Raw genomic sequence first — 12,326 nt, forward strand, 5'->3', positions numbered from 1 at the left:
GACCAAGATCGGTGAATCTAGGATGCAGAGAACCTCTTCCGCGCATTCCAACCTTTTCTGGTAACTGTCAAAATGATAACAATACCGTACAGCACAATCAGAACCACAATACATGTAATAAAGAATTGAATATCTGGCACGAAAAGACCTAATGTACGCCAGGATACACCCATAATGAAAGTGAATAGTGGGATGATTCCTGCTGCCAGGAGAATGGATATAAATCCAATGCACAGCCAGATTTTTTTGTTCACCTCATCCTTTTTTATCATTCGGTAAATACTTACGAATAGTAGAATAGCAAGCAGGACGACAACACTTAACGTGATCCATTGAATCTTGTTATCTAAGCCTACCAGTCTTGGATCATTTCCGTCCATGATAGCTCGGATTCCATCCATCATACTTAAATAGGACATTGCCTCAAACTCATGATACTTATTTGTAAGAAGCACAGCACCTAAGTTTTTCTCGGGTAGAAGGAAGACTTCTGCTCGGTAATCAGATGTTGCACCAGTATGATAAGGATATGTAATCCCTTCCTTTGGAAAACGCCACCCAAAACCGTAGTTTGCGTCACTTTCAGGCGGACTTTTCAACATCCGGAATCCTTCCTCTGATAAAAGTTCCTCTCCGTCTAGCATAAATTCTATGAATCTCGTTAAATCATTGGCAGTGGATGTCATATACCCATAAGGGGCTCCGGCGTGATCATACATGCCTTTGCTTATCATGGGCTGCCCAAGCCAGGATTGATAGCCTGCTACAAAGCCATGTTGGAGTGCGGTTTCATAATCAGCGGTGGTGTCATTCATCCCGAGTGGTAAGAATATCTGCTGTTCCATAAAGGTTGCAAAGGGCTGGCCGGAGACTGCTTCAATAATGGCTCCCAATAACAAATAATTGGCGGAATTATACCCATAAACCTCACCGGGAGGATGACCTAGAGTGACTCCACTCAACTTTTTGGCAGCCGCCTCTATGTCATTATTCTGATCAAAGTTATCCGTCACTTTCCATCCATCAAAATTACTTATTCCACTTGTATGGTGTAAAAGGTGACGTACCGTTATCATCTTTTTTCCCTCAGACTGGTAGGCGAACCAAGGAATATAGTCATCAATGGGACTATCCAGATTTATTTTCCCATCTTCCACAAGTAGCATGACCGCAAGGGAGGTCAAGGGCTTGGAGACAGAGCCTATCAAGAAGGCCGTATCCTGTGTGACCTTCTCTCCATTGCTCATCTCGCCCCAATTGTCCTGGAAAATGGATGCGCCATTATGTATGACAGACAAGGAAGCCCCTGGAATGTTGTATTCCTCTATTGCTTGATCCATAAATGCTTGGATTTGTTCAGTAATTTCCTTATTCTCCGATGCAGATGTATGTAATGGGGGAAACATCAGGATGAGTATCCATAGGCATATTACTAATTTCCTCATTTCATCTATCCTTTCTCTTTATTAAGATATAGTTCAAGCATTTTATGAAGCACCTCATAGGATTGGTCTATATCAAACTCAGGGTCTACTATTCGTTGAAGTGCCAATCCGTCAAAACAAGCTAATAAAACACTTGCCAGAGAAGAAGCCTCCTTCGTATCACCTAATATGCTCTCCATCGGTCTTGAAATGCTATCTCTGCCGTTCTTGAGTACGGTTCGGACCTGCTGTTCCAAATTGCCTTCCGCATCCTTTATCCCTAATGAATAGATTTCATATCTCCATCGATACCAATCCGGATTCTCATGAGCTCTGGATTTGATTTCATTTAAGGTACTTTTAAGGGACGGCATTTCCTGCGTTTGCCCATCATATTGTCGATGATAGTTTGTCTGTACTTCTTCCTGAACGGATAGTAGCAATTCTTCCTTATTTTTAAAATAGTAATGAACCAGTCCAGGCGTCATCATCGCCTCATTTGCAATATCTTTTATAGATGCATTAAGATACCCTTTTTTCACAAAAACTTTATACGCTGCATCTATTAACTGTTTTCTTTTATTCATTTTCTTCTCCATATGAAACCCCTTTATTAGTTGGTCAACCAACCAAAATATATGATAAATACTCATATATGTCAATAAATTCCTACTATTTGAAAAAGCAACGGGACACTTCTCTGCTTCCTAGGATAATTGAAGCATACAAAAGAGACTTATAGCTGCAAGAAGACTCAGTATAGAATATAGGGGTTGAAAAGGTCATTTTCCAAACCCCTGCTTAAGATTTAGTGGGATATTATCGTACCTCCAAAACATTCCCGCTTGGGTCAATGACATGAAACCCCTTCGCATTGGACGAGCGCAATACTTTGTAATTTCGGGCTTCCAGTAATCGGTAATAAAGAAATAGTTGCTGCGGATTTTGCTTCTTTATTGCGGTTGAGATACCCTGGAGTATGGTTGGATGTGGTATATCACCTGCTTGTTCTGAAGGCGGCGAAGATTGAAGGATTCTTCTTGAACGGTGCAGCGCTGTTTTAATGGATTCGTTGCTGACCCTAAGCATCGCAGCCATTTCTTTAGTGGAATATCCAAACACATCCTTCAAGGTGATGAGCATGGCCTGCTTCAATGGAAGTGTCATAAGCAGTATTTCTATTAAGCTATCAAAATCTGCGAAATCTTCCACTGTTCCATCGACATTGTAACAGGAAAGTTCTTCTTTTTTGTATTTTCTTTGCCCATCAATAAACAGGTTTTTTGCCACTTTATAGAGAAAAGAATAGGTAAGGATGCGTTCTGGATTTTCTTTAGATAGTTTGTATGCCTTCATCATGGTTTCTTGCACCAAATCCTCTGCTCCCCAAGGAGATCGTGAAAGCTTGAGGCAATATTTGTATAGTTTTTGAATCGTTTCTTCTATATTATCAAAGACCAACTTTTCCCCTCCAAAAAATCTAAATTGATTGTAACTTTTTCTTTATTATATCCGTTTAACATATGAATTTAAAATAAGGAGTGAGTGATCGTATGTTTAAAGTTGGTGGTATTTTTATTCCGGTAACTGATTTAAAGCAATCCACGGTTTGGTATGAAACGAATTTAGGTGTGAAAAAAATCGATGAGTGGGAGGAAGGAGCAGGTTTTTATTTTCCTAACTGCCCGACACAAATGGCACTAATACAAGTGGAGACCCCACAACCAACAGAATTTACAATAAAAGGAAATAATAAGAATAGTTACTATAATTTCCTTGTTGATGACATTGAAGCAGCCTACAGGCATTTCCATGAAAAAGGGGTGGTAACTTCTGAAATAGATGATTTTGGAGGAATGAAATTTTTTGATTTCTTTGATAGAGATGGAAATTCATTTAGCGTGGTTAACGAAGTGATTGATTCACCTTACCATCGTGAAAATGTAAAAAAACTTCAAAATTATTGATTGAACATTTAATAGCAGGGGGACGGCTCTCTACTTCTGAAGCAGTAGCACCGTCCCCGTTCTCCCATCATCCCCGCGCTTTCTTAAACCCTTTATATCCTTCAGCTACAGCGGAGAAAATAAAGCTGAACACAGCCACAACGAATATCCATTTCATGCTGAAACCTAATCCGAATAATTCTTTCATATACGCGACAAATGCCTCGTTCACGATGGATGAGTCGCGGAGAATGACAATGAAAACGGTCAAGGAAATCAGTTGTGTCAGCGCATTAAAAATTGCCAGTGATTTCGTCCAGACTGCCGTTCTCCACTTAAAGACGACGAGCGCCAACTCCAAGCATATAATGAGGACTACCAGAGGCCAATAGGAGAGAAGGGCTTCTTGGTTAAAGGTAGGCATGACAAACCGAAGTCCGCTCTCACCTTTTTCATATATCCCTACCAGATTGGCGGCATTAAAGTAGCAAGTGGCCCATATCATCGTCCATATTAATCCGCCAGAAGCTTCCACTTTTGAAACCATTTTCTCTTTTGGAAGGTATGGAACATCCTTTAAATCATCAGGTGTCCATTCTGTGAAATTCTTTGTAATGGGAAGCTGGTTCTTTGAAGAGTCCGTGCGTTCAATGATAGCGAAAACCAGGGTCAGCCAGAAAAACACTTGGATTCCTGTACTGATTACACCCCAAATCCCTTCTCCTAAAATAGTAAGAATCATATCCAATAACGACGTTTCACCTGAATAGGAGAAGATGCTGGTTACGATTAAAACCAACATTGTAATACCCATGGCAATCGGAAGGATCATTTTCAACAAACTCACATACAAATCATAATACCGCGGTCCGATCAGATGCATCGGACGTTCCTGATAATTGCTTGCCAACACAGCAGGATTACCAAGGGAAGAAAGAACCTCTTTCACATCCTCCTCTGCGCAGTCATCCGGGAGCATATCCTCTATTGTAGACTTTAGTTCAAGGGCAATATCTTCCCGGGTTTTGATGGGAAGTCTTTTGGTCACTTCTTGAATGTAAAGATCAATCAGCTTCACTTTTCGTTTTCCTCCTTTAGCAACATGGTCAGCTCCTGGGACATCTTATCCCATTCTGCCTTCAATTGCTGCAATATTTCCTTTCCAAATTCACTCAATACGTAATATCTTCGCGGCCGACTTTCCGTATGATCCCAGCTGCTTGTAACCAATTCCTGCTTTTCCAGGCGGCGAAGCAATGGATACAGGGTACTCTGCTCGATAGAAATGCCGCTCTCCTCCAACAATTGAACAAGGGAATATCCATATTGTGGAGTTCGCAATTGACTAAGAACCGCTAATGTCAACGTACCTCTTCGCAGTTCCGTAGATAGGGATGTCAGTAATGACCTATCCATCGTTTCACCTCATTTATACTGTATGTTATACACTATATACTTTATACTATGTATCATACACTATAATCGTTCTCAAATTAAAGAAAAATTTTTTGCGAAGACTTCAATAGCGTACGTAGTCCCAAATACTCGCATTTTCGAGGAGTCTTCGTAAACACAAAAAATCCGCCCCATTACGGCGGATTTACTATTATTAATCCTTTATTGGCTGTTTTTTATGGTTAGATATCACAAATACTTGATTAACTCCATGTCAGCGTAATGATCAGCAGCGTATTCTTTGTCTCCATAGATCCCATGTATGGTATCAAGTCCCAGCATACTCTTCGTCTATGCTACCGCCGTCCCAATGATGGACAAAACTCCCTTGCTCATATAACTTTTGAACAGTTTGAATATCCTCTTTTAACAGGTCTTCCATTGTGAGCCTTTTTGTCTCCCATAAGGTTGGTATCATCTTTTTTAACTCCACTTTATCAACTCCACGTTTCTTTAACTTTGTAAAAGCAGCGGGACAGTTCTCCTCTGAATTCCCTGCTCAGGGCAGAAGCAGAGAACCGTCCCCTTGCTTCCCGTGCTTCCTAAAATCCCCACTCGCAAATCATTGTTAATTGATTATCTTTTAATTCCGCATAAATATGTCCGTTCATTTTTTCCATCAGGCTTTTAGCAATCGGTAAACCTAGCCCGGTACCTTTGCCAGTCCTTGTCAGGTCCGCCTTGTAAAAACGGTCAAACATTTGATTTACTTCTTGTTCACTTAGCGCATCAACAGAGTTGGAAACCTTAAGTTGAAGGGAAGTTTTAGATTTTTGAAGCTGAATAATAACTTCCCCACTAGAGTATCTAATTGCATTAACCACTAAGTTTTCTATTACTCTTTTGGTAGCCGAGGAATCGAGCAACATGATAATATCATCTTCTGGGATATGGATTGCTGGCTCTATGTTACGCTTATTAAATTCCTCATAAAAGCCAAATAGTACTTCTAAAACTAGCTCATTAAACCTAACCTTCTCCATTTTTAATGGATAATCTGCTTGTTCAATGATTGATAACTCGAAAAAATCCTCTAGTAAGACTTTTAGACGTTGTGCGCTATTTTTTATCGTTGCTATGTATTCCTTTTTCATCTCACTACTTATTTCTTCCGATTCCAGAAATTGAATATACCCCATTATCGAGGTCATCGGGGTACGAATATCATGAGAAATATGAGATATAGCCTGCTTTAACTCGTTTTCAGTCGAGCGTTTTTCTGCCTCTTTCTTTTTCGTTAAATCAATCTGGTTATTTATTTCCTTTGCTAATTCCTCAAAATCACTATCATGATAGCTAATATCAATCTTCTTAGCTGTTTTATTTTGGTTTAATTGATGGAGTTGCCGAGTTGTATTTTTTATTTCCTTTTTCAGTAGATACAAACGGGCGAGAACATATACGAAAGCTATCATAACAGTTAGAAATAAATAGAGCATATGACCTCACCCACTTCATCATTACTTAATTTCTTTTCTTTGAAAAATAAAGCTTCCTAAAGCACCAAATGCAAAAAATGTCACAATCGGAACAACTACAATGGTTAAAAGTTCACCACTTTGCAAGGTGTTAACAAAGATAATATCGTAAATTAATTTAAAAACAGAATGATTTAAAATAGGTTCAAAAAATGGCACTTTTGCTGCTAAAACTTGCAATGGCCAGTCAACAAATATAAAAAACAGAAGTAGAAATCCAATCGTTTTTCCACTGTCTGTGAACAGGATAGAAAATACCGCCATGATTGACGCAAAGGCTGCCCCGAACAAGATGATAAGTCCTACCGTTTGGAAGTAATATGTCCATTCAGGCATCTCTTGAAAACCAAAATAAATGGCGCTGGCACCAGTCATGAAAATCGGTAATATCAATGAGATCATAATGGTACCAACCGAGAATATCAAAAGTTTAGCAAAATATATTTTCACCCTACTATTCCCAGAGGAAACGATGTTTTTCATCGTGCCCATGGAGTATTCGCTTGAAATAAAAAACCCAGCTAAAATACTAGGAATTAGCTTGACGATATTCCCATGGGTACCAAGAACACTTTCCAAATAGTAATCCTTTACCGTAGGAAGGCCAACAGAACCATTATCAAATTCAATTAGGGGAAACAAAACTGCAGCAGCGAGTAACATCCATGTCAGGAACCGAAATGATCGATCCTTTTTCAATTTATACCATTCTGTTTTCAGTAAATTACCCATGATGCAACCCTCCAATGCGATTACTAAAGTATGTCTCTAAATCTTCTCCCATTGGCATAAATTCTTCGATTACCAATCCTTCACTGGTTAAGATTTTGGAGACTTTACCCGGTACATCTACATAGGCAAACAGCTTCATGGTTCCATCTGGCATCACTTCAAACTCTTGTGTTGCCAAAAGGCTTTCTATAACGGTTGCAGCTTTGTTAGGATTATCTACTTTTATATGCAAATACTGCTGACACTTTTCCTTCAGTTCTTTTGCGGATAATTGCTCTAACAATTCTCCTTTATGAATAATCCCATAATGTGTAGCTAATAAATGTAGTTCACTTAAAATATGACTCGAGATTAAGATGGTAATCCCATACTCTTGGTTAAGCTTTTTTAATAATTCCCGAATTTCAACTACTCCCATTGGGTCTAATCCATTGATAGGTTCATCAAGAATCAAAAATTCTGGATCTCCTAATAAAGCGATCGCAAGCCCTAGACGCTGTTTCATCCCTAAAGAAAAATTCTTTACTTTCATTTTCCCTGTATCATGTAATCCTACTATCTTAAGAGTTTTCTCAATACATTCTTTTCCTGGTATTCCTTTTAAAAGCCGATGCGTTTCCAAATTTTCAGCAGCTGTCATTTGCGGGTATAAAGCAGGACCCTCTATAATTGTTCCAATTCGCTTTCTTGCCTCGATTAAATCCCGTTCACTATTATCCCTAAACAATTCAAATGTACCTGTTGTTGGATAGGCAAGGCCAGTAATCAATCGAATCAGCGTTGATTTCCCTGCACCATTTTGACCAATAAAACCATAAATAGATCCTTTTTTTATCGTTACACTCACTTTATTAAGCGCCATTTTATTTTGATATTTTTTAGACAGTTGAATTGTTTTTAAAACATATTCACTCATTAAGTTTTCCCTCCTTAGAAACTTTGAACTCCCTTATACTTTAAGAAGGAAAACATAAGAAAGTCTTAAGTTAATTCTTAAGAAAACCTTAAGTTTTAAGCTTGTACCCCATTCCCCAAATTGTTTCAATGTACACTTCATTTGGATTGGCCTTAGAGAGCTTATTCCTAATATTACTCAAATGGACATTTATCGTATTGTCGTCTCCATAATACTTTTCATTCCATACACTTTCGTACAAATTAGCTTTGGTAAAGACCTTATTCGGGGAAGACAGCATTAATAGTAATATCTCATATTCTCGCGCCGTTAATTTGAGTAACTTCCCATTCACCTTCACTATTTTTGTATCCGAATCCAACACAATATCTTTTTGGCAGATCTGATTCTCTGTTGGTACAGCCCTTAAAAAGCGATATCTCCTTAGGCAAGAATCAATTCTGGCAGAAACCTCTTCAATATCAAAAGGTTTGGTAATGTAGTCATCCGCACCAGCTCTTAAGGCGTTAATTTTTGATTGTGTTTCAAGCTTTGCCGATATTATAATGACAGGAACATTACTCTTACTTGTTACATTCTCCAGTATTTCTTCACCTGATAATCCAGGGAGCATAAGATCAATGAGGACCATATCCCATTTCTCGCTTTCAAGATAAACCATTGCTTCCGTACCTGAATATGCGGGCTTAGGCGAGTACCCATTCTTGCTCACAATATTACAAAGCAAACGACTAATATCTTCATCATCTTCAATTATTAAAATATTTATTGTATCTTGCATCTTATCATCCTCACATTTATTACCATACCATTATCATTTATGGAAACAAGGTCAATGTCAAGGGCGAAGCAGAGGGACGGTTCGCCGCTTCCGAACATATCCCAACCGTCCAGTATTTAAATTTCTCATTAAGTATTTCGGTTATTAAAATTACTTGAGTGATAAACTAAGTGATAGCAATTTGGTAAAGGATGTGCCATATATGGATTTTTTCCAAGGCCAGGAAACATTGACTGCCTATGAATGGATTCTTCGAGCTATTATAGCTTTTTTCTTTTTACTAATTGTTGCCCGTGTATTGGGACAGCGTGCCATCTCTCAATTGAGACCACTTGATTTTGCAATTGTATTAGTCATCGGAAACATTATTGCCCACCCACTATCCGACGAACAACTTGGTTTAAAAGGATCTATCATTACAACCGTTGTATTGGTGGTCTTGTATCTTATTGGGATTTTTGCCATCCTCAAATGGCCCTGGTTCAGGAAGCTTATTACCCCTTCCCCTATTACCATTGTTCAAAATGGGGAAATCCTTCACAAAGGATTAAAAAAAGCAAGAATCTCCTTAGATGTGTTATTGGAGGAATTGCGGGAAGAAAAAATTGAAGATGTGAAGAAAGTAGCCTTAGCAATCTGGGAGGCAGACGGGAAGTTCTCGGTTTTTCTCGATCCAAAATACGAACCATTAACACCTTCAGCCATAAAAATGGAAACAGGGACGTTCGATTTTCCTAATACCATCATTAAGGAAGGCAGAATACTTACCGATGAATTGAGTCATATTCATAAGAGCGAGGGGTGGGTGGTTTCCCATTTAGAAACTAAATATCAGGCTGAAGTAAAGAACGTCTTGCTTGCCACCCTTGATAGTAATGATACTCTTAGGGTTTTCTTATATAAATGAATATAACGGGAAGCAACGGGACGGTCTCTGCTTCCCTCGGAACGCCTCTACCCTTCTTTCACGATTTTCGATATGTAAATCACATAGCATTGGCGGTCTTCATCGATTTCCTTGGAGTCTACGTGACATTCGCCAATGCCAGGCAGATGAATAATGTCCTTCAGCAAATATTTGATGGCTGTCCAATGACTTTCCAATTCTTCTGTATGAAGAAGCGGCATATCCTGAAGGTAGCGATATTCGCGGAATTCCAGGTGGATGCCCTCAGGATATGTTTTTTGCTTATAAAAATCCCTTGCCAGATCATCTCTTTCCACTGTCAGCGTTTCGGTGCTGTTATGTAAAGTCCCTTCATTGCATATTAATTTATATTGCACTCCATTCTTAATGAAAAAGGTACAAAGCTGCCTTGCGTAAATTTCATCCTCGCTGACTGTTCCTTTTTTATACTCATAAATGGGCTTGTAGCTTCCTCGATCGTGTAGATAATAAATCAGTTCCAATGCGTGACACCTGCCTTCAATTGTTATTTACTGTCATCATATCAAACTTAAAAATATTTATCTTATATTTTTAAAACTCCCTCCTTTTCATTTCCTTTTTTTGTTACTATTAGCTTAGTTGATTTTGCAGGAAAGGAGTAGGCTCCATGACAAAGACGAAAAAAGTATTAACAAGCGTTTCTGCCACGATTTTCGCTTTAGGTATGACAGGGTGTGGCTCAGAAGAAGAAAGCACCCTGCCGCCAGCACCGACAGATGATCGTTGTGATGAGTATGAATGGAATAACGAAGAAGGCGTGTATCAATGTGATGATGATTCCTCCAGTTATTATCGCAGTTACTATTACGGCGGAGGTTTCTTTGGAAGTAAATCCTCCTTAAAAAACGATTCATCCTATAAGAATTATCGCAACAGCCCGACCTTTGAATCAAATACGAAGCCAAGTAAAGGCTTTGGCAGCGGCTCCTCTTATACAGGAGGATGAGATAGATGGATGAGCAAGCCAATCAGACACCACGAGATATCTTTTATGGAAAGTACCCTACTTTCTGGAGTTATTTATACGGCCAGGAGTATGCACTTTACACATGCCATGAGATTGAACAAGCAGAAGCAGCGCATATTCGGACGGTGACCGATCGAGTAGGCAGGATATTTTCAAAAACGGCAAAGGTATTGCGGGAGCTTGATGAGGATACGCTTCTTGAACTGGGGTATCCGAAAGAAACGATTCCCTTCCTAAAAATCAAAAACATAGAGGCAGAGTCCATTATCTCGCGTGTGGATCTGGTCAAAACGAACCATACATACAAAGTATTAGAGATTAATAGTGACACCCCTACATTTATAAAAGAATTATTTATGATGAATGGGGAAGTGTGCCAGGAGTTTCAGCGTCTTAATCCTAATGACAACGAAGAGGAACGTCTAGGAAGAGCTGTAAAGAATGCGATTTTCGAGAGCTATCAGGAATTGGAGAAAAAAGAGTTCCCTAACATCGTGTTTACGTCTCATGATGAAAATTTCGAGGACAAACAAACGGTGTTGTATTTAAAGGAGCTTTGCAAGCTTCCGGCCCAGTATGTTCCCTTGGATAAGCTGCAAATCATCGAAGGGGAAGCACTGCTGGATGAGGAAGGTAGAAGGATCGATGTCCTGTACCGGCAAACATTCCCGATTGAATCCCTCATTCTTGATAAGGATGAGGCCACCGGGGCGAATGTCGGGTTGCAATTACTGGAGCTGGTCCGCCAAAAGAAGCTTAGCATCATCAATCCATTAAGTGCCTTCTTGCTTCAATCAAAGGCAGTTCAAGCCATCATTTGGGGGCTCCATGAGCAAGATAGCGATTATTTCACCCCAGAGGAGCACCAGTGGATAGGTGAATATTTTCTCGCCACCTACTTGGAACCAGCGCCGTTTCTTGCTGCTGGGAAAAAGTATGTGGAGAAGCCGACATTCGGCAGAGAAGGCGATTCCGTCAAAATCTACGCTCCATCAGGGGAAAAGGTAGAAGAAGACCCCAACAACAGCTATGTTGATTATGTGCAGGTGTACCAGGAGTATATAGACTTACCGAAGATCGTGTTTCAGACAAACACCGGAAAAAAAGAAGGCCACATGATGATTGGTTGTTTTCTCATCAATGAACAAGCAAGTGCATTTGGATACCGTTTAGGAAAGCAAATTATTGATAATTTATCTTATTTTATGCCTGTAGGGTTTAAAGATACGAAGGAGTGAGGGAAATGGGCAGCTATTTAGCGTCGTTTGGAATCTACGCAGGAACAGCATTTGTTCTATTATTTGTTGGATTATTTTTGTTTGATCTAACTTCTAGAAATGAAAAAATCAAAAAGGTGTCACAAGGGAATACAACTGCAGCACTTGTAATGGGCGGGAAGCTTCTCGGTTTAGCCTTCGTCATCGGCTCGGCCATCGCACATTCGGTATCATTCCTGGATATGGTCATCTGGGGAGTAATCGGGATCGTCGCACAAATCGTCTTCTACATACTGGCAGAAGTCGTGACCATCAATTACAGCATTAAGGATGCCATCAATGAGGACCGCGTCTCTGTTGGGATTTTACTAATGATGTTCTCCTTGTCTATTGGGTGGATTATTGCTAGTTCGTTGACTTACTAAAAATCGGAGCTCAAGGCCTTTGCTTTGAGCTCTTTC

At 39.5% G+C, this 12,326-nt stretch carries 16 protein-coding genes; 5 read left to right on the top strand and 11 right to left on the bottom strand.

Annotated features, from left to right (window positions below):
• Positions 1 to 17: 17 nt before the first annotated feature.
• The 3 genes from ACFVAD_RS12135 to ACFVAD_RS12145 all read right to left on the bottom strand — a co-directional run bounded on the left by ACFVAD_RS12135 (position 18) and on the right by ACFVAD_RS12145 (position 2,885).
• Entirely contained in the window at positions 18 to 1,445 is a 1,428-nt protein-coding gene (locus ACFVAD_RS12135; protein WP_386640067.1) for a serine hydrolase domain-containing protein, read from the bottom strand.
• Positions 1,446 to 1,450: 5 nt separating this feature from the next.
• Positions 1,451 to 2,023 carry a TetR/AcrR family transcriptional regulator gene (locus ACFVAD_RS12140; protein ID WP_386640070.1) on the bottom strand — a complete coding sequence of 191 codons (573 nt, stop codon included), beginning with the start codon at positions 2,021 to 2,023 and terminating at the stop codon, positions 1,451 to 1,453.
• A 220-nt stretch (positions 2,024 to 2,243) separates the two neighbouring features.
• Positions 2,244 to 2,885: an RNA polymerase sigma factor gene (locus tag ACFVAD_RS12145; protein WP_386640073.1), complete on the bottom strand. Its 642-nt coding sequence runs from the start codon at positions 2,883 to 2,885 to the stop codon at positions 2,244 to 2,246.
• 92 nt (positions 2,886 to 2,977) lie between these two features.
• On the opposite strand from ACFVAD_RS12145, the gene ACFVAD_RS12150 reads away from it, so the two are divergent.
• Positions 2,978 to 3,391: a VOC family protein gene (locus ACFVAD_RS12150; protein ID WP_386640076.1), complete on the top strand. Its 414-nt coding sequence runs from the start codon at positions 2,978 to 2,980 to the stop codon at positions 3,389 to 3,391.
• A 67-nt stretch (positions 3,392 to 3,458) separates the two neighbouring features.
• Here the strand turns inward: ACFVAD_RS12150 and ACFVAD_RS12155 are convergent, their stop codons facing one another.
• The 7 genes from ACFVAD_RS12155 to ACFVAD_RS12185 all read right to left on the bottom strand — a co-directional run bounded on the left by ACFVAD_RS12155 (position 3,459) and on the right by ACFVAD_RS12185 (position 8,732).
• Positions 3,459 to 4,448 carry a hypothetical protein gene (locus ACFVAD_RS12155; RefSeq protein ID WP_386640079.1) on the bottom strand — a complete coding sequence of 330 codons (990 nt, stop codon included), beginning with the start codon at positions 4,446 to 4,448 and terminating at the stop codon, positions 3,459 to 3,461.
• Positions 4,445 to 4,786, bottom strand: coding sequence for a PadR family transcriptional regulator (locus ACFVAD_RS12160; protein WP_386640080.1), 342 nt, complete (start codon positions 4,784 to 4,786; stop codon positions 4,445 to 4,447). The genes ACFVAD_RS12155 and ACFVAD_RS12160 overlap by 4 nt, the downstream gene beginning before the upstream one ends.
• 307 nt (positions 4,787 to 5,093) lie before the next feature.
• On the bottom strand, positions 5,094 to 5,243 hold the full coding sequence (locus ACFVAD_RS12165; protein WP_386640083.1) for a hypothetical protein: 150 nt from the start codon (positions 5,241 to 5,243) through the stop codon (positions 5,094 to 5,096).
• A 124-nt stretch (positions 5,244 to 5,367) separates the two neighbouring features.
• Entirely contained in the window at positions 5,368 to 6,264 is an 897-nt protein-coding gene (locus ACFVAD_RS12170; RefSeq protein ID WP_386640086.1) for a sensor histidine kinase, read from the bottom strand.
• Positions 6,265 to 6,285: 21 nt separating this feature from the next.
• Positions 6,286 to 7,035 (bottom strand): ABC transporter permease, encoded by a 750-nt coding sequence (locus ACFVAD_RS12175; RefSeq protein ID WP_386640089.1) that lies wholly within the window; start codon positions 7,033 to 7,035, stop codon positions 6,286 to 6,288.
• Complete coding sequence (locus ACFVAD_RS12180) at positions 7,028 to 7,951, bottom strand: ATP-binding cassette domain-containing protein (RefSeq protein ID WP_386640092.1); 924 nt, start codon at positions 7,949 to 7,951, stop codon at positions 7,028 to 7,030. Before ACFVAD_RS12180 ends, ACFVAD_RS12175 begins: the two co-directional genes overlap by 8 nt.
• 88 nt (positions 7,952 to 8,039) lie before the next feature.
• Positions 8,040 to 8,732, bottom strand: a complete 693-nt coding sequence (locus ACFVAD_RS12185; RefSeq protein ID WP_386640095.1) for a response regulator transcription factor — start codon at positions 8,730 to 8,732, stop codon at positions 8,040 to 8,042.
• A gap of 202 nt (positions 8,733 to 8,934) precedes the next feature.
• Between ACFVAD_RS12185 and ACFVAD_RS12190 the strand changes: the two genes are divergently transcribed.
• Positions 8,935 to 9,639 (top strand): DUF421 domain-containing protein, encoded by a 705-nt coding sequence (locus ACFVAD_RS12190; RefSeq protein WP_386640098.1) that lies wholly within the window; start codon positions 8,935 to 8,937, stop codon positions 9,637 to 9,639.
• Positions 9,640 to 9,686: 47 nt separating this feature from the next.
• On the opposite strand, the gene ACFVAD_RS12195 is transcribed toward ACFVAD_RS12190, so the two are convergent.
• Complete coding sequence (locus tag ACFVAD_RS12195; RefSeq protein WP_386640101.1) at positions 9,687 to 10,142, bottom strand: RNA helicase; 456 nt, start codon at positions 10,140 to 10,142, stop codon at positions 9,687 to 9,689.
• Between the two features lie 146 nt (positions 10,143 to 10,288).
• On the opposite strand from ACFVAD_RS12195, the gene ACFVAD_RS12200 reads away from it, so the two are divergent.
• Genes ACFVAD_RS12200 through ACFVAD_RS12210 form a run of 3 tightly spaced genes read left to right on the top strand, consistent with a single transcriptional unit; the run spans position 10,289 to position 12,290 of the window.
• On the top strand, positions 10,289 to 10,627 hold the full coding sequence (locus tag ACFVAD_RS12200; protein WP_386640104.1) for an aminotransferase yhxA: 339 nt from the start codon (positions 10,289 to 10,291) through the stop codon (positions 10,625 to 10,627).
• Positions 10,628 to 10,632: 5 nt separating this feature from the next.
• A complete protein-coding gene (locus ACFVAD_RS12205; RefSeq protein WP_386640107.1) occupies positions 10,633 to 11,886 on the top strand; it encodes a glutathionylspermidine synthase family protein in 1,254 nt (417 codons plus the stop codon).
• Positions 11,887 to 11,891: 5 nt separating this feature from the next.
• A complete protein-coding gene (locus tag ACFVAD_RS12210) occupies positions 11,892 to 12,290 on the top strand; it encodes a DUF350 domain-containing protein (RefSeq protein WP_386640110.1) in 399 nt (132 codons plus the stop codon).
• Positions 12,291 to 12,326 lie beyond the last annotated feature (36 nt).

Origin of the sequence: Sutcliffiella sp. NPDC057660, assembly GCF_042800035.1 — a bacterium.
In the GTDB taxonomy this organism is placed as follows: domain Bacteria; phylum Bacillota; class Bacilli; order Bacillales; family Bacillaceae_I; genus Sutcliffiella_A.